The sequence below is a fragment of the Dyella sp. S184 genome, assembly GCF_009766065.1.
GTDB lineage: Bacteria > Pseudomonadota > Gammaproteobacteria > Xanthomonadales > Rhodanobacteraceae > Rhodanobacter.
In genome coordinates this window covers 599,464-623,776 of record NZ_LMUE01000002.1, presented here as the reverse complement: position 1 = coordinate 623,776, position 24,313 = coordinate 599,464, and the positions used below count along the sequence as shown (strand labels likewise).

The 24,313-nt window shown below is 63.9% G+C and carries 19 protein-coding genes; 9 read left to right on the top strand and 10 right to left on the bottom strand.

The window, feature by feature from the left end; translation table 11 throughout:
- Positions 1 to 11 precede the first annotated feature (11 nt).
- Together cphA and GSQ75_RS02695 are read left to right on the top strand one after the other, a co-directional pair.
- On the top strand, positions 12 to 2,807 hold the full coding sequence (gene cphA / locus GSQ75_RS02700) for a cyanophycin synthetase (protein ID WP_158752977.1): 2,796 nt from the start codon (positions 12 to 14) through the stop codon (positions 2,805 to 2,807).
- Positions 2,808 to 2,812: 5 nt separating this feature from the next.
- Positions 2,813 to 4,573 (top strand): Mur ligase family protein, encoded by a 1,761-nt coding sequence (locus GSQ75_RS02695; RefSeq protein ID WP_158752976.1) that lies wholly within the window; start codon positions 2,813 to 2,815, stop codon positions 4,571 to 4,573.
- Between the two features lie 199 nt (positions 4,574 to 4,772).
- Here the strand turns inward: GSQ75_RS02695 and GSQ75_RS02690 are convergent, their stop codons facing one another.
- Together GSQ75_RS02690 and GSQ75_RS02685 are read right to left on the bottom strand one after the other, a co-directional pair.
- Complete coding sequence (locus GSQ75_RS02690) at positions 4,773 to 4,976, bottom strand: YbdD/YjiX family protein (protein WP_158752975.1); 204 nt, start codon at positions 4,974 to 4,976, stop codon at positions 4,773 to 4,775.
- Positions 4,977 to 4,986: 10 nt separating this feature from the next.
- Complete coding sequence (locus GSQ75_RS02685; protein WP_158752974.1) at positions 4,987 to 7,059, bottom strand: carbon starvation CstA family protein; 2,073 nt, start codon at positions 7,057 to 7,059, stop codon at positions 4,987 to 4,989.
- A 326-nt stretch (positions 7,060 to 7,385) separates the two neighbouring features.
- Between GSQ75_RS02685 and GSQ75_RS02680 the strand changes: the two genes are divergently transcribed.
- On the top strand, positions 7,386 to 10,868 hold the full coding sequence (locus GSQ75_RS02680) for a NahK/ErcS family hybrid sensor histidine kinase/response regulator (RefSeq protein ID WP_174236686.1): 3,483 nt from the start codon (positions 7,386 to 7,388) through the stop codon (positions 10,866 to 10,868).
- Here GSQ75_RS02680 and GSQ75_RS02675 read toward each other — a convergent pair.
- The 3 genes from GSQ75_RS02675 to acs form a co-directional block, all read right to left on the bottom strand.
- On the bottom strand, positions 10,865 to 11,458 hold the full coding sequence (locus GSQ75_RS02675; RefSeq protein ID WP_158752973.1) for a hypothetical protein: 594 nt from the start codon (positions 11,456 to 11,458) through the stop codon (positions 10,865 to 10,867). The two genes, GSQ75_RS02680 and GSQ75_RS02675, sit on opposite strands and share 4 nt — an antisense overlap.
- 198 nt (positions 11,459 to 11,656) lie before the next feature.
- Positions 11,657 to 12,340 (bottom strand): response regulator transcription factor, encoded by a 684-nt coding sequence (locus GSQ75_RS02670; RefSeq protein ID WP_158752972.1) that lies wholly within the window; start codon positions 12,338 to 12,340, stop codon positions 11,657 to 11,659.
- A gap of 126 nt (positions 12,341 to 12,466) precedes the next feature.
- Complete coding sequence (gene acs, locus GSQ75_RS02665; RefSeq protein ID WP_158752971.1) at positions 12,467 to 14,407, bottom strand: acetate--CoA ligase; 1,941 nt, start codon at positions 14,405 to 14,407, stop codon at positions 12,467 to 12,469.
- Positions 14,408 to 14,603: 196 nt separating this feature from the next.
- Here acs and GSQ75_RS02660 point away from each other — a divergent pair, with 196 nt between their 5' ends.
- The 4 genes from GSQ75_RS02660 to def all read left to right on the top strand — a co-directional run bounded on the left by GSQ75_RS02660 (position 14,604) and on the right by def (position 17,744).
- The gene (locus GSQ75_RS02660) at positions 14,604 to 16,028 is read left to right on the top strand and encodes a hypothetical protein (RefSeq protein WP_158752970.1); all 1,425 of its coding nucleotides are present in this window, start codon (positions 14,604 to 14,606) and stop codon (positions 16,026 to 16,028) included.
- A gap of 67 nt (positions 16,029 to 16,095) precedes the next feature.
- Positions 16,096 to 16,677 (top strand): acetate uptake transporter family protein, encoded by a 582-nt coding sequence (locus GSQ75_RS02655; RefSeq protein WP_158752969.1) that lies wholly within the window; start codon positions 16,096 to 16,098, stop codon positions 16,675 to 16,677.
- A 127-nt stretch (positions 16,678 to 16,804) separates the two neighbouring features.
- Positions 16,805 to 17,191: a DUF4197 family protein gene (locus tag GSQ75_RS02650; protein WP_254058417.1), complete on the top strand. Its 387-nt coding sequence runs from the start codon at positions 16,805 to 16,807 to the stop codon at positions 17,189 to 17,191.
- 13 nt (positions 17,192 to 17,204) lie between these two features.
- Positions 17,205 to 17,744 (top strand): peptide deformylase, encoded by a 540-nt coding sequence (gene def, locus GSQ75_RS02645; protein WP_158752968.1) that lies wholly within the window; start codon positions 17,205 to 17,207, stop codon positions 17,742 to 17,744.
- A 24-nt stretch (positions 17,745 to 17,768) separates the two neighbouring features.
- On the opposite strand, the gene GSQ75_RS02640 is transcribed toward def, so the two are convergent.
- On the bottom strand, positions 17,769 to 18,599 hold the full coding sequence (locus GSQ75_RS02640) for an undecaprenyl-diphosphate phosphatase (RefSeq protein WP_158752967.1): 831 nt from the start codon (positions 18,597 to 18,599) through the stop codon (positions 17,769 to 17,771).
- Positions 18,600 to 18,749: 150 nt separating this feature from the next.
- On the opposite strand from GSQ75_RS02640, the gene GSQ75_RS02635 reads away from it, so the two are divergent.
- Together GSQ75_RS02635 and GSQ75_RS02630 are read left to right on the top strand one after the other, a co-directional pair.
- Positions 18,750 to 19,928 (top strand): acyltransferase, encoded by a 1,179-nt coding sequence (locus tag GSQ75_RS02635; RefSeq protein ID WP_254058416.1) that lies wholly within the window; start codon positions 18,750 to 18,752, stop codon positions 19,926 to 19,928.
- Positions 19,929 to 20,058: 130 nt separating this feature from the next.
- Positions 20,059 to 20,295, top strand: a complete 237-nt coding sequence (locus GSQ75_RS02630) for a hypothetical protein (protein WP_158752966.1) — start codon at positions 20,059 to 20,061, stop codon at positions 20,293 to 20,295.
- 33 nt (positions 20,296 to 20,328) lie between these two features.
- Here GSQ75_RS02630 and GSQ75_RS02625 read toward each other — a convergent pair whose 3' ends face one another.
- From GSQ75_RS02625 to ettA, 4 genes are all read right to left on the bottom strand, one after another.
- The gene (locus GSQ75_RS02625) at positions 20,329 to 20,484 is read right to left on the bottom strand and encodes a hypothetical protein (RefSeq protein WP_158752965.1); all 156 of its coding nucleotides are present in this window, start codon (positions 20,482 to 20,484) and stop codon (positions 20,329 to 20,331) included.
- Positions 20,485 to 20,492: 8 nt separating this feature from the next.
- Positions 20,493 to 21,467 (bottom strand): MBL fold metallo-hydrolase, encoded by a 975-nt coding sequence (locus GSQ75_RS02620; RefSeq protein WP_158752964.1) that lies wholly within the window; start codon positions 21,465 to 21,467, stop codon positions 20,493 to 20,495.
- 70 nt (positions 21,468 to 21,537) lie between these two features.
- Positions 21,538 to 22,350 (bottom strand): orotidine-5'-phosphate decarboxylase, encoded by an 813-nt coding sequence (gene pyrF, locus GSQ75_RS02615; RefSeq protein WP_158752963.1) that lies wholly within the window; start codon positions 22,348 to 22,350, stop codon positions 21,538 to 21,540.
- 148 nt (positions 22,351 to 22,498) lie between these two features.
- Positions 22,499 to 24,160, bottom strand: coding sequence for an energy-dependent translational throttle protein EttA (gene ettA / locus GSQ75_RS02610; protein ID WP_158752962.1), 1,662 nt, complete (start codon positions 24,158 to 24,160; stop codon positions 22,499 to 22,501).
- Positions 24,161 to 24,313 lie beyond the last annotated feature (153 nt).

Below are 24,313 nucleotides of genomic sequence, written 5' to 3'. Positions count from 1 at the left end.
GGAAAAAGCCCATGCGCATTCTGGAACGTTCCGTTTTTGTAGGCCCGTCGCTGTATGCGCATTTCCCGGTGATCCGGCTCGAGCTGGATCTGGGTGAGCTGGAACAATGGCCAACCGGCCGCTTGGGACCGACCTTTGTCGACGGTTTGATCGCTGCATTGCCGGGGCTGGCCGAACACGGCTGCTCGTACCGCGAGCCTGGCGGCTTCATCCGCCGCATGCGCGAAGGCGACGGTACCTGGCTAGGCCATGTACTCGAACACGTGGCGATCGAATTGCAGAATGTCGCCGGCGAGGATGTCACCTTCGGCAAGACGCGCAGCGTCGACAAGCCAGGCGTGTATTCAGTGGTCTACGAGTACGTGCAGAAGGAGGAAGGCGTCGCCGCCGGCGAGCTGGCCCTGCGCCTGCTGTCCTCGTTGCTGCCGGTGGAACTTCAAGTGCGTGGCAACGTACCGGAAGGCTGGGAATGGCCGGCCGAACGCGACGAGTTCATCCGCTATGCGCAGCGCCGCGCGCTCGGCCCGTCCACCGCATCGCTGGTGCGCGCAGCGGAGGAACGCGACATTCCGTGGTTGCGCCTCAACGATCAGTCGCTGGTGCAGCTGGGCCACGGCAAATACCAGCAGCGCATTCAGGCCACGGTGACCGGGCGCACACCGCACATCGCGGTGGAGCTGGCCAGCGACAAGGAAGAAACCAACAAGATCCTCGCCTCGCTAGGCCTGCCGGTGCCCAAGCAGGAGCTGGTGCAAAACGAGGAAGGCGCGTTGCGCGCGGCACGCCGGCTCGGTGTGCCGGTGGTGACCAAGCCGTTCAACGGCAACCATGGTCGCGGCATCTCGATTCACCTGATGACCGATGAGGAAGTCATCGAAGGTTTCAAGGCCGCGCGCGAACACTCGCGCTCGGTGATCGTGGAGAACTTCCTCAGCGGCGACGATCATCGGTTGCTGGTAGTTAACGGCGAACTGGTCGCTGCCACGCGGCGCACGCCGGGTCATGTGATCGGCGATGGCAACCGCACGATCGCGCAGCTGGTCGAGGTCGTGAACGCCGATCCGCGTCGCGGCGTCGGCCATGAGAAGGTGCTGACCCGGATCGAGCTGGACGCGCAGGCGACCATGATGATGGAGCGCGTCGGCTACACCGCCACGTCGGTGCCGAAGGCGGACGAGATCGTCTACCTGCGTTCCACCGCGAACCTGTCCACCGGCGGCACCGCCACCGATGTCACCGACATCATCCATCCCGACAACCGCGACATGGCGGTGCGCGCGATCCGCGCGATCGGGCTGGATGTGGGCGGCGTGGATTTCCTCACGACCAATATCGCCGAGAGTTACAAGAGCATCGGTGGCGGCATTTGCGAGGTCAACGCTGCGCCGGGTTTCCGCATGCACGTGAGTCCGAGCGAGGGCACGCCGCGCGACGCGGCCGGACCGGTGATCGACATGCTGTTTCCGCCTGGCTCGCCGGCGCGGGTGCCGATCGCGGCGCTCACCGGCACCAACGGCAAGACCACCACCGCGCGCATGCTGGCGCACATCACCAAGATGGCTGGCTACACGCCGGGTCTCACCACCACCGATGGTGTCTACATCGACGGTCAGCGCACGGTCGAGGGCGACATGACCGGGCCGGTGTCGGCGCGCATGGTGCTGTCCGATCCGCAGATCGATATCGCCGTGCTGGAGACTGCGCGCGGCGGGCTGTTGCGTGCCGGCATGGGCGTGACCAAGGTCAACGTCGGTGCGGTGCTCAACGTGCAGTCCGATCATCTCGGCCTCAAGGGCATCGACACGCTGGAGCAGCTCGCCGAAGTCAAGCGCATCGTGATCGAGGTGGCCACCGATTGCGCAGTGTTGAATGCCGACGATCCGCTGGTGCTGAAGATGTCCGGCTACACCGACGCCAAGGTGATCTGCTACGTCACCATGAACCCGTCGCACGCGCTGGTGCGCGAGCATGTGCGTGCCGGTGGCCGCGCCTGTGCGCTCGAGGCCGGCGTCAACGGGGCGATGATCACGCTGTACGACAAGGGCAGTCACATCCCGCTGCTGTGGACGCACCTGATCCCGGCCACGCTGGAAGGGCGCGCGCTGCACAACGTGCAGAACGCGATGGTCGCCGCCTCGATGGCGTTCTCGCTGGGCATCAAGCTCGACGCGATTCGCCAGGGCTTGCGCACGTTCGACACCACGTTCTTCCAGGCGCCAGGGCGCATGAACGTGTACAGCGAGCATCCGTTCAAGGTGCTGTTCGATTACGGCCACAACGCGCACGCGGTCGCGGTGATGGCCGATCTGGCTGGGCGTCTCGACGTGACCGGCCGGCGCATCGTGGTGCTGGCTGGTCCCGGCGATCGTCGCGACGAGGATCTGGTGGCGATCGCCGAGGCGGTGGCGGGTCGCTTCGATCACTATATCTGCCGCCGTGACGATGCCCTGCGTGGCCGCGATGGTGATGAGGTGCCAGGCATCCTGGCGCGCGCGCTGCGCGCGACTGGTGTGCCCGACGCGGCGATTTCGATCATCCCGGACGAGCAGAAGGCGATCGATGCCGCACTGGCCATGGGCCGCTCCGGTGATCTGCTTCTGGTATTCGCCGATGCGCTGGTGCGCTCGTGGAAGCAGATCATCAAGTTCCGTCCCGAAGGCATGTCAGAGCTTCGCACGGAATCCAGTGCGGCGCCGATCACGCCACCGGTGACGGAGGCATCCTTCGACGAGTCGAGCTTTGCCGGATTGGGCGATGTGGTGCGCGATGAGCGCGGTGTGCGCTTCTCCCGCGAGAGTGACGACTGAGCACGATGCTTCCCTTGCCGTTTGACGACTCGCGCCGCCTCACCGGCACCAATCTGTATTTCGACGGTGCCGGCGCGGTGCTGGAAACCGTCGGTGTGTTGCCCGATGACTTGCTGCTTGGCGCATGGCGAAAGCACGTCGTTCGTGCACGACAGGCACTCGGCTGGGTGGATGCGCCACTGGTGGTACGTCGTCATGCCGGAGGCGCGGCGCTGGCGATCACGGCACCGATCGACCAACTGTTCAGCGCCACCGAAGTGAACGAATGGGCATGGCTGGTGGCACTGGCTGATGCCGCCGGACTCGACGTGGAGCTGCATGCACCGGGTCATCCGGCTGCCTGGGACGAAGACTCCGCACTGCATACCTTGCGTGCGTTCGCCGCGGCCGAACGCCGACCGGACCTGCTGGCACTGGTGCAGGCCGCCGAAGCACGTGGATTGACCGTGCTGATCGACGAGGATGCGTTGTCGATCGGCGAGGGCACGGGTGCATGCGCCTGGCCATTGTCGCAACTGCCTGCAGCTGACGCGGTGGATTGGTCGTCGTTGCACGACATCCCCGTCGCCCTGGTGACCGGCTCCAATGGCAAGACCACTACCGTGCGCCTGCTCGCCGCGATGGCACATGCACACGGCTGGCATACCGGACACAGCTGTACCGATGGCGTGTTTGTTGACGGCCATACAATCGACGCCGGTGACTTCTCCGGTCCTGCCGGTGCACGCGTCGTCCTGCGGCAACCGCAGGTCGAGGCGGCGGTGCTGGAAACTGCGCGCGGTGGCATGTTGCGTCGTGGCATCGCGGTGCAGCGTGCGAACGTAGCCGTGGTCACCAATGTCAGCGACGATCATTTCGGCGAATATGGCATCCACGATCTGGATGGCCTGGCTAAGGTCAAGCTCACTGTCTCGCGCGTACTCGGCACCGATGGCACCTTGGTGCTGAATGCCGATGATGGGGTGCTGGTCAGGCAGGCCGATGGGCTACCGGTTCCACTTGCCTGGTTCGCGCTCGACGACGCGCATCCGTTGCTGCGCGCGCGACGCGAGCAAGGTGGCAGTACGTGCGGTGTGCGTGAGGGTTATTTGCGCCTGTTCCATCAAGGCAGCCATCACGATCTCGGTTCGATTGTGCAGATGCCGCTGAGCTTCGCCGGGAGCGCCGGTTACAACATCTCGAATATCGCGGCGGCCACGCTGGCTGCTGCTGAACTGGGCATCCCGGCTGCGACCATTGCCGCCGTGCTGGCACGCTTCGGTGAGGCACACGCCGACAACCCGGGTCGTCTGCAACATTGGCGATACGGCTCGATGCAGGTATTCGTCGATTACGCGCATAACCCGGAAGGGCTGCGCGGGTTGCTGCAGGTAGCAACGCAAACCCTGGGTGCGGCGCGCCTTGGTCTGGTACTGGGACAGGCCGGCAACCGCGAGGACGCCGATATCCGCGAGCTGGCGATGGTGGCTGCCGCCTTTCATCCCCGGCGCGTGGTGCTGAAGGATATCGAAGGCTTCATGCGCGGTCGCGCGTCGGGTGAGGTTGCCGACATCCTGCGCGACGAACTGCTGCGCAAGAGCGTACCAGCGGATGCGCTGATCGAATGTCTCGACGAACTCGATGCCGTACGCGGCCTGCTCAACTGGGCGCATGACGGCGATGTGCTGGTGCTGCCTACACATGGCGCACAGGCACGGCAGGCCGTGGTCGCGCTGCTGGATGGTTTGCAATTGACAGACTGGCGCGCAGGCATGCCGTTGCCGTGACCGCATGCCATCTTGTGGGGCGGCTTCGGTCGCGAAGATTTGAAGAAAAAAGCATCACGACGAAGGCGCCTGAAATTACCTCGTCGTCATTCCGGCGAACGCCGGGATCGCATCATCAACAGCGTGGCGGTCGTCCATTTTCCCTTCGCGACAGCAAAGTGGAGCCTGGCTTTCGCGGGACGACGGCAGAGTGCCGCTTTTAGCAGCAGCGCCCGCCAGTCCCCTTGTAGCGCGCCACCTGTCGTTCGCGGAAGAACTCCTTGTAACTGGGTATCTCGCGTTCCGGATGATGTTCGCGCAGGTGCTTCACGTAGACTTCGTAATCGGGCACGCCGCAGCAGAGGCGGGCGGTTTGTACCGCCCACTTCCAGCCCGATTCAAGCATTTGCATCGACCTGTTCATGACGGTGTCCTCAACTGGCGACGCTGCTGAGTGCCACGTAAGGTTCTTCGTGCGCAGTCGGGTGATTGGTCTGCCATGCGCGGATCAGCGCGCGCAGCGAGAAGCCAAGCATAGCCACGATCAGCAGCATGAACAGCCCGGTAAGTGTCATGTCGACATAGTTGTTGGTGACGATCTGCTGCATCGCGGCTGGCGTCTTGGCCGGTGCCAGCAACTGGCCCTGCTGCATCGCCGTCGAGTACTTGTTGGCGGCGGCAGTGAAGCTGATCGGGCCGCTGAGTTTCTCCCAGCCGGCGGTGAGCGTGCACACGATCAGCCAGATCGCCGGGATGCCCGGCACCAGCACGTAGCGCTCGCGTTTCAGCTTCACCACCACCACGGTGCATAGCATCAGCGCGATCGCGGCGAGCATCTGGTTGGCGATGCCGAACAGCGGCCACAGTGTATTGATGCCGCCGAGCGGATCGACCGCGCCCTGATAGAGGAAATAGCCCCATAGGCCCACGCAGATCGCAGTGGCAAGCAGGTTGCCGGTCCACGATTCGGTGGCCTGCAGCGGCTTGTGAATCAGCCCGGCGATCTCCTGGATCATGAAGCGGCCGACGCGGGTGCCGGCATCGACCGTGGTGAGGATGAACAGCGCTTCGAACAGGATCGCGTAGTGGTACCAGAACGCCATCATGCTGCCGCCTGGGATGATGTTGTGCAGCAACTGCGCCATGCCCACGGCCAGGGTCGGGGCGCCGCCGGCGCGGCCGAGGATGCTGGATTCGCCGATGTTCTTCGCGGTCCGCAGCAACTCATCCGGGGTCACCACGAAGCCCCATTGGCTGATCGTGGTGGCGGCATCCTGAACGGTGCTGCCGACGATGGCGGCCGGTGAATTCATCGCGAAGTACACGCCCGGGTGCAGCGAGGAGGCAGCGATCAACGCCATGATCGCCACGAACGCTTCCATCAGCATGCCGCCGTAGCCGACCAGGCGTGCCTGACCTTCGTTGGCGAGCAGCTTGGGTGTGGTGCCGGAGGCGATGATCGAATGCCAGCCCGATACCGCGCCGCAGGCGATGGTGATGAACAGGAACGGGAACAGGCCCCCTTGGAACACCGGGCCGGTACCGTCGATGAACTTGGTTACCGCCGGCATCTGCAGGGTCGGTGCGGAGAGGAAGATCGCCAGCGCCAGCAGCGCGATGGTGCCGATCTTGAGGAAGGTGGACAGGTAATCGCGCGGTGCCAGCAGCAGCCATACCGGCAGTACCGAGGCGCAGAAGCCGTAGGCGATCAGCAGCCACGCCAGCGCCTTCGCGTCGAAGTCGAACAGCGGCGCCAGCGTGGCCGAGTCGGCCACGGTCTTGCCGAACCAGATCGAGGCCAGCAGCAGCACCAGGCCGATGATCGACACTTCCATAATCCGGCCTGGGCGAAACCAGCGCAGGTACACGCCCATCAGCAGCGCGATCGGGATCGTGGCGGCCACTGTGAAGGTGCCCCACGGGCTGTGCGTGAGCGCCTTGACCACCACCAGCGCCAGCACCGCCAGCACGATCATCATCAATACGAGTACGCCGAACATCGCTACCACACCGGCGACCGGCCCCAGTTCCTCGCGCAGCATGTGACCGAGCGAGCGAGCATCGCGGCGCAGCGAGAGTCCCAGGATCATGAAATCCTGCACCGCGCCAGCGAATACCACACCGAACAGGATCCACAGCGTGCCAGGCAGGTAGCCCATCTGCGCGGCCAGCACCGGCCCCACCAAGGGGCCGGCGCCGGCGATCGCGGCGAAGTGATGGCCAAACACCACCCACTTGTCGGTGGGCACGTAGTCGAGGCCGTCGTTGCGCAACACGGCTGGAGTCGCGCGGCTCGGATCCATCTGCAGCACGGCGTGTTCGATGAACTTGCCGTAGAAACGGTAGCCGATCACGAAGATCGAGATCGACGCGGCGACCAGCCAGATCGCATTGATCGGCTCGCCGCGGCGCAGAGCCACCACGCCGAGGCAGAACGCGCCCACGATCGCGATGGCGACCCACATGATCCGGGCCGCTGGACTGGGTTTGATTGCTGCACTGTGCATGTGGAAACTCTCCGGCTGTCCCTGCAAGAGTCTCCCCGGCGCCGATCGGGGTCAATGCCATGGGGATTAGCCATTGGTCGAATGCCCCTGGACCGCACCTGACGCCGCAGCGCGTCATGGCGCAAACACCTCAAATGCCTGTAATGCCTTGCGCCCCTGGTCATTGCGATATTCCAGACGCCGGATACGAACCTCGTCATCCCGCGGGAGCTCTGCTACTTTCGACGGATCCGGCCGTCGCTCGTCTGCGTGGGTGCGGGCTGCCGGACGGGTAGCTCCGCGCACAAGCCGCCGGGATGCGGAACCACCGCCACGGGAGAATTCGTTTGATCGCCGGCTGGCTGTTGCTGCTCGTCTCGTTGCTCTACGTAGGCCTGCTGTTCCTCGTGGCCTGGGCCGGTGACCGGCGGCCGCTGTATCCGCGCCAGCCGCGACTGCGACCGATCGTGTATGCGCTGGCGCTGGCGGTGTACTGCTCGTCGTGGACGTTCTATGGCGCGGTCGGTACCGCGGCGCGGTCCGGGTTGTCTTATCTGCCGATCTATCTGGGCCCGTTGCTGCTGTTTGTGTTCGGCTTCGGCCTGCTGCAACGACTGGTGCGGGTGGGCGGCCAGCGCAACATCACCTCGATCGCCGATTTCATCGGTGCGCGCTTCGGTAAGTCGCACGGTCTGGCCGCATTGGTGGCGGTGATCGCGGTCACCGCCGTGGTGCCGTACCTCGCGCTGCAGTTCAAGGCGGTGGCGATGTCGTACGACGTGCTGCGCGGCGTTGCCGCGTCGGCACCGATGTCGCCCGGCAGCGACACGGCATTGTGGTGTGCGCTGCTGCTGGCGTTGTTTGCGATCCTGTTCGGTACACGCAGCATCGATGCCAGCGAGCATCATCATGGCCTGATGCTGGCGCTCGCGCTCGAATCGCTGATCAAGCTGCTCGCCTTCGTGGCGCTGGCGGCGTACGCGTGGTGGCATGGACCGGGCTTGATCACCAGCCTGCAATTGCCGGTCGAACACACCGGCGATGTACTGGCGCCCGGTTTCATTGCGCAGACACTGCTCGGTTTCTGCGCGATGTTCTGCCTGCCGCGGCAGTTCCAGATCGGCGTGGTGGAATGCGAGGACGCGAACGATCTGCGGCATGCGCGCTGGATGATTCCGACCTACATGGTAATCGTCAGTCTGGCGGTATTGCCGATCGTGGCGGCCGGCGCGTTGTTTCCATCGGTACGCGATGGCGCGGCGGACGCATGGGTGCTGAACCTGCCGCTGGCACTCGGCAACCACGCTGTCGCGCTGCTGGCCTACATCGGCGGTTTTTCGGCAGCCACCGGTATGGTGATCATGTCGGCCGTGGCGTTGTCGATCATGATCAGCAACGACCTGGTGATGCCGGCCTTGCTGCGCATCCGCCGCCTGCGGCTGGAGCAGCGCAGCGATCTTTCGCAGGTGGTGCTGTACGTGCGTCGTTGCGCGATCGTGGTGTTGGCGTTGATCGCATACGCCTACTACCGTGCGGCCGCCGACGTGGAGAATCTGGCAGCTACCGGCCTGCTCTCGCTGGTTGCGGTGGCGCAGTTTGCGCCGGCGATCGTAGCGGCGCTGTACTGGCGTGGCGCCAGCCGACGTGGCGTGGCGATCGGCCTCGGTGCCGGCTTCCTGGTGTGGGTCTATACCTTGCTGCTGCCCGCCGTGGATCACACGGCGCCCTGGTTACACAGCGGTCCGCTGGGGTTGGCATGGCTGCGCCCGCAGGCGCTGTTCCATGGCGATGGCGGGGATCCTGTGTTGCACAGCGCAATCTGGTCGCTGCTGATCAACGTGGGCTGCCTGGTGTTCATCTCGCTGCGCTGGCGGCCAAGCCTGGAGGAGCGCCTGCACGCGGCGATGTTCATCGCCCCATTCGCCACGAACAGCCGCGACGTGGGTGACTGGCGCGGCCGCGTGGCGGTCGCGGACCTGCGCATGATCGCCGAGCGCATCGTCGGCGCACGCAGTACCCAGCGCGCGTTCGATGATTACGCCAAACTTCGCGACAGGCCGCTGCAGCCGGGCGAATCCGCCGACCGTGCGCTGGTCAGGCACACCGAACGTCTGCTCGCCGGCGCAGTCGGTGCTGCCAGCGCGCGGCACCTCCTGATGGGGGTGCTATCCGGCTCCGGACTCGATATCGCCGAGTCGATGGCGCTGATGGACGAGGCATCGCAGGAACTGCGCTTCAACCGCGAGTTGCTCTCCACCACGCTGGAGAACGTGTCGCAGGGCATCAGCGTGGTCGACGCGCAGATGCGCCTGGTGGCGTGGAACCGACGCTACCTGGAGCTGTTCGATTACCCCGACGGCATGGTCTACGTCGGCGTGCTGGTGGCCGACCTGATCCGCTGGAATGCCGAGCATGGCGAATGCGGGCCGGGCGAGGTGGAGGGGCACGTGGCCAAGCGCATCGGCCACATGCGCGCCGGCTCGGCGCATCTGTTCCAGCGCATCCGCCCGGATGGCAGCACCATCGAGATGCGTGGCAGCGCATTGCCCGGCGGCGGTTACGTCACCACCTATTCGGATGTCACCGCGTACAAGCGTGCCGAGCGCGCGCTGATCGAAGTGAACGAGACGCTGGAGCAACGCGTCGACCAGCGCACGGCCGAACTCAGCGAGGCGTTGGCCGCCACCGCACAGGCCCGGCGTATCGCCGAAACGGCGAATGTGTCCAAGACGCGCTTCCTCGCCGCCGCCAGTCACGACCTGCTGCAGCCACTGAACGCGGCGCGGCTGTTCACCTCCGCGCTGCGCCATCATCCGGGGCTGGATGTCGAAGCCGGCCAGCTGGCAGAGCGCATCGACGCCTCGTTCCGTGCAGCCGAGGATCTGCTCGACACGCTGCTCGATACCTCGCGTCTGGATACCGGCAGCTATCGTCCGGACATCACCCAGTTCGCGCTGGCCGATCTGTTCGATTCGCTGAAGGCGCAGTTTGTAGTGGTGGCCGAACAGCGTGGCCTGTGCCTTCGCGTGGTGCCGACCCGGCTGGCCGTAACCAGCGATCCGCAATTGCTGCGCCGCGTGCTGCAGAACTTCCTTTCCAATGCGCTGCGCTACACCCGCACCGGTGGCGTGCTGCTGGGTGCACGCCGCGACGGGACGCAGGTGCGCATCGAAGTGTGGGACAGCGGCCCCGGCATCGCGGCCGAGCAGCAGGCGCGCATCTTCGGCGAGTTCCAGCGGCTGGAACGACCGTCGCCGTGGGGCGAGAAAGGCCTGGGCCTGGGCCTGTCGATCTGCGACCGCATCGCCAACATCCTGGAGCACCCGCTCAGCCTGCATTCGCGCGAACAGCACGGCAGTTGTTTCGCGATCAGCGCGCCGCGTGGCATGGCCGAACCGCGCCCGATGCGGGCATCGCAGAGTGCCGGTTCGCTCGAACGGCTGCCGCTCACCGTGCTCTGCCTGGACGACGATGCAGCGATCCTCGACGGCATGCGCGCACTCTTGCAGCGCTGGGGCGTGGACTGCCGCACCGCCATCGACGTGGTGCAGGCCGAAGCCGAACTGCGCCACGGCCCGGTCGACCTGATCCTGGCCGACTACCACCTCGCCGATGACATCGATGGCCTGCAGGCACTGCAGCAACTAGGCGTGCTGTTCCCGCAACTGCCGCCCGCCGCGATGATCACCGCCGATGGCAGCGACGATTTGAAACAGCGTGCTCGTGCGTTGGGTTATCCGTTGCTGCACAAGCCGGTCAAGCCCGCTGCATTGCGTGCGCTGCTTACTTCGCTGTTGCGCAAGCAGGGGGACAAGAGTGCTAGCGGCTAACGCCGAAGATCAGCCGCCAGATTTAGAAGCGGTCGCTCGGCTGGAGCGCCTTGTTGGGGTTTTTTAAGCATGATCAGCGACGAAACAACATTGTCGAAAGCTGTAAGTTGCTCTTTGGTTGCCTCGTTTGTATGTGTGCTCATGGCCACTGAAAACATCAGGGGAGAGCTTGGGCCAGGATTAACGTACGTAACATACTCATAGAACTGGTTGGGAACGAAGAACAACTTTGGATAGGTGCGATATTTTGGATTTGACGCGACGAAATTTTTGAATTGAACGTTCGGGTAATCTTTCTTGTATCCGTCCATGTCTGCGGCTAGATCACTCTCTACGTGTTCATCCACTTTATCCGTAATACGAACGCGAATAAGCGAATCGGATTGTTTCCAAGTACTCGATTTTTCATACACGAGCACATTTGCCTGATAAGCAGCTGCATGCTGGGTATCTGCTACCCAACCAGCAGGCTCCTTGACCGAAAACATAAACCCTTCGCCATAAACTAGAAGCGAATCTAACTTCGCGACAGGCGCTGCTAAGACAGAGGCGCACAGCAGTACAAAACTCACGGAAACGAAAGCTTTCATTAAGTCCCCGCCACCTAGAAGACCCCGAATCCGGGAATAGCATTGGATGTTCAGGCTCAGGCCGCAGGTCGTCAAGCATGGAAATTTTGTGCTTACCAGATATCGGTCCTGCGCGAAGTAGTGCGACGCGCGTCATGTTGCGCGCGATACCTCATTCGGCAGCGAGGTCGGCATCGCGCCAAAACGCAAACAGCGCACTCAGCTGTCGACGCTCTCGTCATCCATTGGCAACGGCTGCATCTTGCCCGGTTCCAGCGCGAGCTGGCTGGCAGCGAGTGCTACCTGGGTACGGTTGTTGACGCCGAGCTTGCGCATGATCGCGGTCATGTGTGCTTTGACTGTCGCTTCGGAGACGCCGAGGTCGTAGGCGATCTGCTTGTTGAGCTGGCCTTCGGCGAGCATGGTGAGTACGCGGAACTGCTGCGGGGTAAGCGCGGCGATGCGGGCGGCGACGTCGGCTTCGTCGGGTTTCAGTTCGGTGTTGCCACCGAGCAGTTGGTGCGGCAACCACACGTCGCCGTCGAGCACGGCGCGGATCGCGCGCACGATGTCCTCGCCCGGGGTGGATTTGGGAATGTAGGCCGCGGCGCCGTGCGCGAGTGCGCGGCGCGCCACCCGTGCTTCCTCATGACCGGAGACGACGATGGTGGGCAGCCCCGGGTACTGGCCGCGGATATGCGCCAGCGCGGAATAGCCGCGCGCGCCGGGCATGTGCAGGTCGAGCAGCAGCAGGTCGGCGTCGGGATACTGCTCGATCAACGTCAGCAAGCTAAACACGCTGTCCGCACTGTGCACCTTCGCCGACGGCATCGCGTTGAGTACCGCGCGCTGCAGGGCATCGCGGAACAGCGGGTGGTCATCGGCGATCAGTACATCGGACATCAGGACATCCATGCTACATCGAGCCTTGCTACATCGAGCCTTGTTACATCAAGCAAGACCAGGTGCAACCCTGATCCAGTCCTGCCTGCAGAGGAAGGGGCTGCAAGCAGGACTGGCAGGGCTGCGTTACTTGATCAGTCGCTCGTCGACCAGACTCTTCACCACCCCCGGGTCAGCCAGTGTGGAGATGTCGCCAAGCTGGTCGGGCAGGTTCTCGCCGATCTTGCGCAGGATACGGCGCATGATTTTTCCGGAACGCGTCTTCGGCAGGCCGGGTGCCCACTGCAGATAATCCGGTGAGGCGATCGGACCGATTTCCTTGCGCACCCAGGCGATCAGTTCCTTGCGCAATTCGTCGCTGCCTTGTTCGCCGGCAATCAGGGTGACGAATGCGTAGATGCCCTGGCCCTTGATGTCATGCGGAGCACCGACCACCGCCGCCTCGGCCACCTTCGGATGCGACACCAGTGCGCTCTCCACTTCGGCCGTGCCGAGGCGATGGCCGCTGACGTTGATCACGTCATCGACGCGGCCGGTGATCCAGTAATAGCCATCCTCATCGCGACGTGCACCATCGCCGGTGAAGTAGTTGCCCGGATAGGCGCTGAAATAGGTCTCGATGAAGCGCTGGTGATCGCCATACACCGTGCGCATCTGGCCCGGCCAGGAATCGGTGATCAGCAGGTTGCCCTCGGCGGCGCCCTGCAGCACCTCGCCGTTCGCATCGACGATCGCGGGCTTGACGCCGAAGAACGGCAACGTGGCGGAGCCGGGCTTGGTGTCGATCGCGCCGGCCAGCGGCGTGATCAGGATGCCACCGGTCTCGGTCTGCCACCACGTATCGACAATCGGGCAGCGCTCGTCGCCGATCACGCGGTAATACCACTCCCATGCTTCCGGGTTGATCGGCTCGCCGACCGAGCCGAGCAGACGCAGCGACGCGCGCGAGGTCTTCTTTACCGGCGCCTCGCCCTCACGCATCAGCGCGCGGATCGCGGTGGGCGCGGTGTAGAACAGGCTTACCTTGTGCTTGTCCACCACCTGCCAGAAGCGGCTGTAATCCGGGTAGTTCGGTACGCCATCGAACATCACGGTGGTGGCGCCGTTCGCCAGTGGGCCGTACACCACGTAGCTGTGGCCGGTGACCCAGCCCACGTCGGCAGTACACCAGTAGACATCGTCCTCGCGCAGGTCGAACACCAGCTCGTGCGTATAGCTGGCGTAGACCAGATAACCGCCCGAGGTGTGCAGTACGCCCTTCGGCTTGCCGGTGGAGCCGGAGGTATACAGGATGAACAACGGGTGCTCCGCCTCCATCGGCTCGGCCGGGCAGTCGGCCGACTGGCCGTCCATCAGGTGATGCCAGTAACGGTCGCGCGGGGACTGCATCGGCACCGCGGCGCCGGTGCGACGTACCACCACCACGGTTTCCACGCTGTTGGTGCCGGGGCGTTCCAGCGCCGCGTCCACGTTCGCCTTCAGCGCGATGCGCTTGCCGCCGCGCACGCCTTCGTCGGCGGTCACCACCAGCTTGCAGGCCGAATCGGCGATGCGCCCGGCCAGCGAATCGGGCGAGAAGCCGCCGAACACCACCGAATGCACAGCACCGATGCGTGCGCAGGCCAGCATCGCCACCGCTGCCTCGGGAATCATCGGCAGGTAGATCGCCACGCGGTCGCCCTTGGCCACGCCGAGGTGCCTGAGCGTGTTGGCGAACTTGCACACTTCCGCATGCAGTTCGCGATAGCTGATGCGGCGCGAGTCGTTCGGATCGTCGCCCTCGAAGATGATCGCGGTCTTGTCGCCACGTTCGGCGAGGTGGCGGTCGAGGCAGTTCGCTGACACGTTGAGCTGGCCGTCCTCGTACCAGCGAATATGCAAATTCTTTGGATCGAACGAGACGTCCTTGATCTTCGTCGGTGCCTTGAGCCAGTCCAGCCGCTGGCCGACGCGACCCCAGAAGTCGTCCGGGTCCTGCACCGATTCGGCATACAGGCGCTCGTAGTCGGCCTTGCGGAGGCGTGCCTTGGCGGCGAACGCGGGGTTGACCGGGTAGAGCTTGGACATTGCATGTCTCCTGCGGAAGTCAGTGATGCGAAGCGGGTCGCCGCGCGCGGGTACGCTGGTATCAGATATTTGAGTGTAAGCGGTTGCCTGACGGAGCCTGCTTCGACTTTGGTCGAGTTTCGACCATTGGCCAATAGGCGCCGCCACGCGGCATGGCCATGCTCCAGTCGATCATTGACCCTGGGGAGAGGCAGACATGACTACGTCAAGCAACCGACGCTGCGGCAAACTGCTCGCGCTCAGCATAGCGTGTGCCCTGGGTTTGCCGCTGGCGGCGCAGGCGCAGACAACGACCAGCGCCGGCGAGAGCCAGCAGCAGCTCGAACAGCGCGTGGATCAGCTGGAACAGGAAGTGGCCGAGCTCAAGGGCATGATCCAGGCACAGAAAGCCGCGTCCGCGCAGCCGGCAGCAGCCCCGGCCGCGTCTGCGCAGAATGTGGCGGCCGCGCCTGCAGCCACGCAAGCTGCCCCGACCTTCACCAGCGCACCCGGCATATCGGTGGCCTTGCACGGATTCATCGATGCCACCGCCTTCAGCCAGAGCAAGAGCTTCACCTACGGCAACGGCCAGAATGCCGAATATCCGGCGGCAGGTGGTGCCAACGGTTCGCTCAGCGGCGTCGATGTGCGCAACACGCGCTTCTGGCTTGATTTCAGCGGCGCCAAGTTCGCCGGCGACTGGGTCGGCGGCGGCCGCATCGAGATGGATTTCTTCGGCGGCAATAACGGCACCGGTGCCTATAGCCAGCAGCAACCGATACCGCGCCTGCGCCAGGCCTACATGGATTTCAGCAATCCCGAAACCGGCAGCACGGTACAGGTCGGCCAGCAGTGGGATCTGATGTTCCCGCTGGACAATCTGGCGCCATCGCTTGCGCATATCGCGTTCCCGCTGGGCTACGGCACTGGCGTGGTCGGCTGGCGCTTCCCTGGCGTGATCTGGATGCAGGAGCTCAACCACGGTTCGTCGGGCCCGATCTGGCGGCTGGACCTGGGCGCATTCGAGGGTTCGTGGAACGGCCCGGATGGTGCCGTGAACAACACCAATTACCTGACGGCCGGCAACGTCGGTTTCCGCCCGCAGATCGAGGCGCGGCTGCACGTGCAGGACAAGAATTGGCTCGCCTATGCCGTGGCGCATTACAGCCAGGTCGACCTGCGCGGCGTGGGCAATACCGCGGCGGCACCGATCCAGTCCCAGGTGAAGAGCGTGGGTTACGAGGTCGGCGGCAGCTGGAAGCCCGGCCCCTGGGTGTTCAGGGCCTCGGCCTATTCGGGCAGGGGCCTTGGCGAGATCTTTGGCGACCTGTCGCAGTTCGGTGACATCAAGGACACCGGCGGCTATGTGCAGGCGGGCTACAACTTCACGCCGAATTGGAGCGCCAACGCGTTCTACGGCATGAGCAAGCCCAACACGAGCGACGTGATCCGCTGGATGGGTAACGGCGCGACCGGCCTGCTCGAGAACCGCCAGACGGCGGTGAATGTGGACTACGCCAGCGGCGCCTACGAGCTCGGTGTGGAGTGGCTGTACGGCAAGCTCGATTCCACGACCAATGGCAACAACCGCATCATGACCGAAGGCAACCAGGTCAGCGTCAGCGCGCTGTATCACTTCTGAGTTCGACGGCAAGCGCCTGGCTAATGGCCAGGTGCTTGTTCTGATCCATCCACTGGGGAGACGACGCATGAGCAATACAGGCACGCAACCGACATTCGCCAATCCGGCGCCGCTGGGCCTGGCCGGCTTCGCGCTGACCACATGGCTGCTCAGCATGATCAACGCTGGCTGGTTCACCGGCGATGCCATGAACATGGTGCTGGCCGTCGCGCTGGCCTATGGCGGCACGGTGCAGATGATTGCCGGAGTGATGGAGCTGCCACGCGGCAATACCTTTGGTTCCACCGCCTTCCTCAGCTACGGCGCGTTCTGGTGGTCGTTTGCGTTGTTCGTGCTGTTTTTGCACGACAAGGTTCCGGGCGCCTTCGTTGGCTGGTACCTCTTCATGTGGGGCGTATTCACGCTCTACATGTGGGTGGCCACATTTCCCGCCGCGCGAGCCCTGCAGCTTGTGTTCCTGGCTCTGTGGATCACCTTCTTCCTGCTGGCGGCCGGCGAATGGACCGGCATGAGCGCGCTGCATGTCGCCGGTGGCTACGGTGGCCTGATTACTGCGGTACTGGCGTTCTACCTGTCTGCAGCGGAAGTCATCAACGAGGCGCACAAGCGCACGGTGTTGCCGATCGGGGCGCCGACTGCCGCCGGTTAGCCCGACGGTTGACCCGCATCGTGTAGCAAAGCCAGCGGGGCTGCGGTACCAGCCGCTGGCCTGGGGACATGCTGGCGGCATGTTGCCCGCGTACACTCGGGTAACCATCGGCATACAGGAGTTCGTCGTGCGTGTTGCCGTTCGTCACGGCCTGCTTGGCCTCATCCTCGTTGTTGTCACGTTACCGGTGATGGCCGCTGGTGGTGGACAGTTGAGCGCACTGGGTACACTCGGTGGTGGGCACAAGTCGAGTAGCGGCGGCAGCCCGATCGATCTGGACAACTACGTGACCGGCAAGACGCTGGATGGCCTGTTCACCATGATCGGTGAAGAGGAGCAGTCGATCCGCCACAATCCCCCCGCGCAGCAACGATCTGCTGAAGAAAGTGTTCGGCGGCTGATCGCCGGATCGTTGCCATTCCCATCATTCCGCCCATGCCGGAGCGATGGGAATGCATGCATGGGCTTGTATTCACGCTGCGAAAGCCACAATCAGTGGGTGGACGCTATCTGATTGTGAGGTTTGCATGATCCGCGACATCCTGAAAATGGGCGACCCGCGCCTGCTGCGCATTGCCCCACCGGTACCTGACGCGATGCTGGGTAGCATGGAACTCGACGCGCTGATCGCGGACATGTTCGACACCATGCACGCCGCCGATGGCGTCGGCCTCGCCGCACCGCAGATCGGCATCGACCTGCAGCTGGTGATCTTCGGCTTCGACAGCAACGAGCGTTACCCCGATGCACCTGCGGTGCCGCGCACGATCCTGCTCAACCCGGTGATCACGCCACTGTCGCAGGACATGGAGGAAGGCTGGGAGGGCTGCCTCTCGGTACCTGGCCTGCGCGGTGCGGTGAGCCGCTACTCGCTGATCCGCTACGAGGGCGTCGACCCGCATGGTGCGCGTATCGATCGCACGGCCGAGGGCTTCCATGCCCGCGTGGTACAGCATGAATGCGATCACCTGATCGGCCGGCTCTATCCCACGCGCATTACCGACTTCAGCAAGTTCGGCTACACCGAGGTGCTGTTTCCGGGGCAGGACATAGGTGCGGATGAATGATGCCGCTCTGAGCGCTGGCCACACTCAAACCGGCTGTGGATGCAGCATGAACCAGCCGAGAAAGGCTGCGCCCGCGACAACACAGTAGACCCCGAACGACGCCAGCCGGCCACACCCTTCGAAGTAGTGCATCAGGAAACGGATGCTCAGCCATGCGGCGATCATCGTCAGCACGCCACCCAGGAGTGCGTCGGCGAGCTGGTCCGGAGCATGGAAGAGCTTGGGCACCTCGAGCAGGCCGGCAGCGAGGATGATCGGCGTACCGAGCAGGAACGAAAATTCGGCGGCCTTTTCTGTCGTGAGCCCGGCGGCATTGCCTGCAATCATGGTCAGACCGCTACGCGAAAAGCCTGGAATCAATGCGCCGATCTGCGCCAGTCCGACCAGGAACGCCTGTCGGAAGGTGAGCTTTTCCGGGGCGCGATGGACACGCGAGCGCTGCAACCGGTCGCCGAGCCACAGCAGTACGCCATTGACGATCAGCGCGATCGCAACGATGCGCAGGTCATGGAACAGGCGCTCGAGTCGTTTCTCCAGCAGCAGGCCGACCAGGCCTGCCGGAATCGTGCCGATGAGGAGCGCCCACATCATGTGGCCATCATCGTTGCGGCGCCCGCTGAGTGAGCCGAAGAAACCACGGATCAACGCAACCCAGCGCGTGCGGAAATACCACAGCAGCGCGAGGGCGGTCCCCAAATGCAGTGCGACGAGGAACGGCAGCAGTTGCGGCGCATGCTTGTCGATATGCATGCCGAACAAGGCGGGAACCAGCAGGGTATGGCCGAGGCTGCTGACCGGAAAGAGTTCGGTGACACCCTGCAGCACGCTCAGGAAGATCAAAAACCAAAGGCTCACGCGTCGATCCTTTCGTAGGGGGAAACAAGTATGACGGTGCCGTGCTGACCGCACCATTACGTTGCCAAGCCGCTTGCCTGGCACGCGGCACTCCAACCATTATCGCGATTCACGGCGAGGGATGGTGATTACATGGGGCGGATGACGGCTATGACTGGAACGGACGCCGGAACGGCTGGCCTGGCGCCTCGCAATCCCGGCATCGACCTGCTGCGTGGCCTGTCCATTCTCTTCGTCATCCTCAATCATCTCGGCCTGCGCATTCCGCTGAAGAAGACCGCGCTGGCCGATGTTCTGCCGACGTGGTTTCTGAGCCGGCTGAACTACAACGGCTACGAGGCCGTTTTCGTGTTCTTCGTCATCTCCGGTTTCCTGATTGCCGGCAATGCGCTGCAACGCTGGGGTGGACTGGAGCGGATCGACTTGCGTGCGTTCTATGCGCGTCGCTTCGCCCGCATCGTGCCCTGCCTGCTGGTGCTGGTTGCCGTACTCGCCGTATTGCATCTGCTGGGAGTACCGGATTACACGATCAGTCGCCCCGGCCAATCTTTGCCAGGTGCCATCTGGGCTGTCATCGGTCTGCATCTGAACTGGTATGAAGGGCATACCGGCTACCTGCCAGGCAACTGGGACGTGCTGTGGTCGCTATCGATCGAGGAAGTGTTCTACATCGGCTTTCCGCTGGTTTGTCTGCTGACGCGCCGGCGCTGGGTGTTGATACCTCTGCTGGCCTTGCTCGCGCTGTCGATGCCATGGACGCACGCCGCCTTGCGCGGCAACGAGATCTGGCAGGAAAAGGCCTATCTGCCTGGCATGTCGGCGATTGCGATCGGCGTGCTTGGTGCGTTGCTGGCATCGCGCACGCGCACGCTGGCATCACGCACGATCATCTTGCTGGGGTGGCTTGGTGCAATCGGTCTGGTGGCGGCGACGATCGACGGCGCGGTGATGTGGCACCTGCTGCGCGACGGCTACATGCTGCTGTTGGCGCTCTCTGCGCTGTGTCTGTTGCTGGCCTGCGAGCAACGTCGGCGCCGCGGAGACTGGCATCCATGGCGGGCGCTGGACTGGCTGCGATCGTGGGGACGGCTCAGCTATGAGATCTATCTCACGCACATGTTTGTGGTGACGCCGGTGGTGTGGCTGTTCAGGCTCAGCGGTGCGGAGTACCGGTATGGCTTTCTGTGGTATCTGCTGACGTTGCCACTGTGCTGGCTGCTGGGTGCGGCGGTGGAGCGCTGGCTATCGGTGCCGTGCGAGCGCTGGTTGCGCGGGCGGCTGATAACGCCGGCACGCAGCGACGCGACGGCCATCTCCGCGACTGGCTGAGTGTGCCGCATCCGACAACTCGCGGGCGGCGGCGATACGCGCAACAACCGTTGAACTCTCGGTAGCGTAAGCTGCAGGCAGGCGGATATCCGCCGGGAGAGGTTCGGTGAAGAAAGAAGACGAAACGCACATGCAGATTGTTTCCGCGGATATCAGCTCGGAATCGCTCACCGGCATGGTGATTTTCCGGCCGCATTGCGTGTCCCGTTCGGGTCGCAATGTGCCTGAAACCAGCAAGACCGGTAACTGGTACGCTTTGCGCCCGGCCGAGGTGCGCAGCTTTGCGCGTGCGCTGCTGGATGCGGCCGATTCGATGGATCTGAAGGCGAAGATGCTGCAGGCGGCCAAAACCGCGGCGGCCGGATAATCGAAATCTTGTGCTGGCTGGCGCGCAATGCGTTCAGCCGCGCCGGTACCGACGATTGATCGTGTCGCGCAATTGCTGTGTGGCGACGCGAGCCGTAGCGACGAACTCCTCGCCGTTGCCGGCATAGAGAGTCGCGCGTGAGGAACTGATCAACAGGCCGTTGCCGCTGCTGGTGCGGCCGCTGCGCACCACTTACTTCAGATTTCCAGCAGGTCGTGCCCCACGATCAGATGCCCCTTGAAGTGCGGCGCCACTGCATCGCGCCACACTTCATCTGGAATCGGCGGGTAACCGCCGGGGACGAAGTGCGAAAGCACCAGCGTCTTCACACCGGCCTCGGTGGCGATTCGCCCCACCTGATCGGTGGTGGTGTGGCTGGCCAGCAGGTGTTCGCGCAGGCGTTTGGCGTTCGGCTCGGTGGCGATCAGCTTGTCCAGTGCCGGCAGGTACATCACCTCGTGCACCAGCACGTCGGCGCCGTGCGCGAGCGCCACCAGGTTTTCGGAGGGTCGCGTGTCGCCGGAGAACACGATGGAGCGGTCGGGGCAATCGAAGCGATAGGCGAACGCAGGTGATACCGGTGGGTGCTGCACCAAGGCGGCGGTGACCTTTACCCGCGCGTCCTGCATCACGACGCCAGGTGCAGTCAGTTCGTGCGGCACGATCAACGGCGCCAGCGCTGGCCGACCCTCGTCGGCCATTCGAATGCGGATGTCGTAGTCGTTCATTTCCAGGAACAGCCGGGTCATCTCTTTGAGTGGCGGTGGTCCCCACGTATCGACCCGGGTGTGCAGCGGCCCAGCCCAGGCCAGCAGCAACAGGTTGCCGTAGTCGGCGTTGTGATCGGAATGCTGGTGCGTGATGAACACGTTGCGGATCGCGCCGAGATCGAGCCCGGCCTTCACCATCTGTCGCGCCACGCCGTTGCCGCAGTCGATCACGTAGATCATGCCATCGATCACGATGGCATTTGCTGGCGCGGAACGATCCGCCTTGGGCGTCGGGCCGCCGGCAGTGCCGAGCAGGATCAGGCGGGAGCGCGATGCGGGTGCGCCATCGCGTGCGAACAGTGGGAAAGGGCAGGCCATCGCTGCCAGCGACAGGCCAGCCGCCTGCAACAGGCGGCGACGCGCGTGATCGATGCGACGGTCGTTTTTGATCGGGGTGCGCATGCGTCGCCCTCAGAGAGGCTCTGGAGATCGACTATGTCGCGAGTGGTTTGGCGAGTAAAGCGGGCAACTATCAGCGATAACGATTGATCGTGTCGCGCAGTTCCTGCGTCGCGACACGTGCAGCCTGCGCGTAATCCTCGCCAATGCCGGCGTAGAGGATCGCGCGTGACGAACTGATAAGCAGGCCACGGCCATCGGCGCTGCGACCGTTGCGCACCACCGCTTCCACGTCGCCGCCCTGCGCACCGATGCCGGGCACCAGCAGCGGCATGTTACCGACCAGCGCGCGTACTTCGCCGAGCTGTTCCGGCCAGGTCGCGCCAGTGACCAGCGCGCAATTGCCGTTTGTATTCCAGTCGCGCGCGATGATCTGCGCCACGCGCTGATAGAGCGGTTTCCCGCCCACATCCAGATCCTGCAGATCGGCGGCGCCCGGATTGGAGGTGTGGCACAGCAGAATCACGCCTTTGTCGGCGCGATCGAGGAACGGCTGCACCGAGTCGCGACCGAGATACGGGTTCAACGTGACCGCATCGGCCTGATAGCGGTCGAACGCTTCGCTGACGTAATGCTGTGCGGTGCTGCCGATGTCGCCGCGCTTGGCGTCGAGGATCACCGGTACGCCCGGATGCTTGTCGTGGATATGCGCGATCAACCGCTCAAGCGCATCTTCCGCACGCAGCGCGGCGAAGTGGGCGATCTGCGGCTTGTACGTGCAGACCAGGTCGGCAGTGGCATCGACAATGGCGCTGCAGAATTCGAAGACCACATCCGGGTTGCCGCGCAGATGGGCGGGAAACTTCGATGGTTCCGGATCGAGGCCGACGCAGACCAGAGAATCATTGCGGGTCCAAGCCTGTTGCAGTGACTGCATGAAGTGCATCGTCGTCTCCGGTATTTGTTCGTCATTCCGGCGCAGGCCGGAATCCAGTGACCGTATCGCCCGAGATAAACGACACCGCCAAGGTGTGCTTCGCACGATTTGTCTGACTGGATTCCGGCCTGCGCCGGAATGACGGTCTTGGGTTGCCTTACGCCAGCTTCTTGTACTTCACCCGATGCGGCCGCGCGCCTTCCTCGCCGAGGCGACGCTTCTTGTCGGCCTCGTACTCGTTGTAGTTGCCGGGGAAGAATTCGACGTGCGAATCGCCTTCGAACGCGATGATGTGGGTGGCGATGCGGTCGAGGAACCAGCGGTCATGCGAGATCACCATCGCGCAGCCGGGGAATTCGAGCATCGCGTCTTCCAGCGCGCGCAGCGTCTCGACGTCCAGATCGTTGGACGGCTCATCGAGCAGCAACACGTTGCCGCCCTGCATCAGGGTCTTGGCCAGGTGCAGGCGGCCGCGCTCACCACCGGACAGGCTGCCCACCAGCTTCTGCTGATCGGTGCCCTTGAAGTTGAAGCGACCGATGTACGCGCGCGACTGCAGTTCGTAGCGACCGATGGTGATGATGTCGGCGCCGCCGGACACTTCCTGCCACACGTTCTTCTTCGCATCGAGGTTGTCGCGCGACTGGTCGACGTAGGCCAGTTGCACGGTGTGACCTAGCTTCACTTCGCCCTGGTCCGGTTTTTCCACGCCGGTGATCAGTTTCATCAGGGTGGACTTGCCGGCGCCGTTCGGGCCGATCACGCCGACGATCGCGCCCGGCGGCACCTTGAACGACAGGTCGTCGATCAGCAGGCGATTGCCGAACGACTTGCTGACGTTGGTGAACTCGATCACTTCCTGACCCAGGCGCTCGCCCGGCGGGATATACAGCTCGTTCGTCTCGTTGCGCTTCTGGTACTCGACCGAGTTCAGTTCCTCGAAACGGTTGATACGCGCCTTGCCCTTGGACTGGCGGCCCTTGGCGGCCGAACGTACCCATTCAAGTTCGCGTGCGAGTGCCTTCTGGCGACCCTTCTCGGCCGCTTCTTCGCGGGCCAGACGCTCGCCCTTTTGCTCCAGCCACTCGGTGTAGTTGCCCTTCCATGGAATGCCGCGGCCGCGATCGAGCTCGAGGATCCACTCGGCGGCGTTGTCGAGGAAGTAGCGGTCATGGGTAACCGCCACCACGGTGCCCGGGTAGTCGTGCAAGAACTGCTCCAACCAGTCGACCGACTCGGCATCCAGATGGTTGGTCGGTTCGTCGAGCAGCAGCATGTCCGGCTTGGACAGCAGCAGGCGGCACAGCGCCACGCGGCGCTTTTCACCACCGGACAGCGGACCGATCTTGGCATCCCACGGCGGCAGGCGCAGCGCGTCGGCGGCCACTTCCAGCTGGCGCTCCAGTGCATGCGCGTCGTTGGCGGCGAGCAGGTTTTCCAGCTTCTGCTGCTCGATCGCGAGCTTGTCGAAGTCGGCGCCTTCCTCGGCATAGGCGGCATAGACCTCTTCCAGCCGCTTCTGCGCATCGAGAATCTCCGACACGCCTTCCTCGACCGCTTCGCGCACGGTCTTTTCCGGATCGAGCTGCGGCTCCTGAGCCAGATAGCCGATCTTGGTGCCCGGTTGTGCGCGTGCCTCACCCTGGAAGTCGGTATCCACGCCGGCCATGATCTTCAGCACGGTGGACTTGCCCGCGCCGTTGACGCCGAGCAGGCCGATCTTGGCGCCGGGGAAGAAGGACAGCGAGATGTCCTTGATGATCTGGCGCTTCGGCGGGACGATCTTGCTGACCCCGTTCATGGTGTAGATGTATTGCATGCTGGCTCCGTGGCATGCGCGTGGCCGGCCCGGGTGGACGGGCGACGCGCAGGGCGTGGGTATCAAACCCAGCATTATAGCGGGTTAAGGCCGAGCCCCGGTGACGGCTTTCGGACGCCTGGTCGCATCATTGCGAGCCGATCGTCATGGGTT

What these genes read in the sequence shown, in the direction of transcription:
- cphA (WP_158752977.1), top strand. Translation starts at nt 12, where the DNA reads ATGCGCATTCTGGAACGTTCCGTTTTTGTAGGCCCGTCGCTGTATGCG.
- GSQ75_RS02695 (WP_158752976.1), top strand. Translation starts at nt 2,813, where the DNA reads ATGCTTCCCTTGCCGTTTGACGACTCGCGCCGCCTCACCGGCACCAAT.
- GSQ75_RS02690 (WP_158752975.1), bottom strand. Translation starts at nt 4,976, where the DNA reads ATGAACAGGTCGATGCAAATGCTTGAATCGGGCTGGAAGTGGGCGGTA.
- GSQ75_RS02685 (WP_158752974.1), bottom strand. Translation starts at nt 7,059, where the DNA reads ATGCACAGTGCAGCAATCAAACCCAGTCCAGCGGCCCGGATCATGTGG.
- GSQ75_RS02675 (WP_158752973.1), bottom strand. Translation starts at nt 11,458, where the DNA reads ATGAAAGCTTTCGTTTCCGTGAGTTTTGTACTGCTGTGCGCCTCTGTC.
- GSQ75_RS02670 (WP_158752972.1), bottom strand. Translation starts at nt 12,340, where the DNA reads ATGTCCGATGTACTGATCGCCGATGACCACCCGCTGTTCCGCGATGCC.
- acs (WP_158752971.1), bottom strand. Translation starts at nt 14,407, where the DNA reads ATGTCCAAGCTCTACCCGGTCAACCCCGCGTTCGCCGCCAAGGCACGC.
- GSQ75_RS02660 (WP_158752970.1), top strand. Translation starts at nt 14,604, where the DNA reads ATGACTACGTCAAGCAACCGACGCTGCGGCAAACTGCTCGCGCTCAGC.
- GSQ75_RS02655 (WP_158752969.1), top strand. Translation starts at nt 16,096, where the DNA reads ATGAGCAATACAGGCACGCAACCGACATTCGCCAATCCGGCGCCGCTG.
- def (WP_158752968.1), top strand. Translation starts at nt 17,205, where the DNA reads ATGATCCGCGACATCCTGAAAATGGGCGACCCGCGCCTGCTGCGCATT.
- GSQ75_RS02635 (WP_254058416.1), top strand. Translation starts at nt 18,750, where the DNA reads ATGACTGGAACGGACGCCGGAACGGCTGGCCTGGCGCCTCGCAATCCC.
- GSQ75_RS02630 (WP_158752966.1), top strand. Translation starts at nt 20,059, where the DNA reads ATGCAGATTGTTTCCGCGGATATCAGCTCGGAATCGCTCACCGGCATG.
- GSQ75_RS02620 (WP_158752964.1), bottom strand. Translation starts at nt 21,467, where the DNA reads ATGCGCACCCCGATCAAAAACGACCGTCGCATCGATCACGCGCGTCGC.
- pyrF (WP_158752963.1), bottom strand. Translation starts at nt 22,350, where the DNA reads ATGCACTTCATGCAGTCACTGCAACAGGCTTGGACCCGCAATGATTCT.
- ettA (WP_158752962.1), bottom strand. Translation starts at nt 24,160, where the DNA reads ATGCAATACATCTACACCATGAACGGGGTCAGCAAGATCGTCCCGCCG.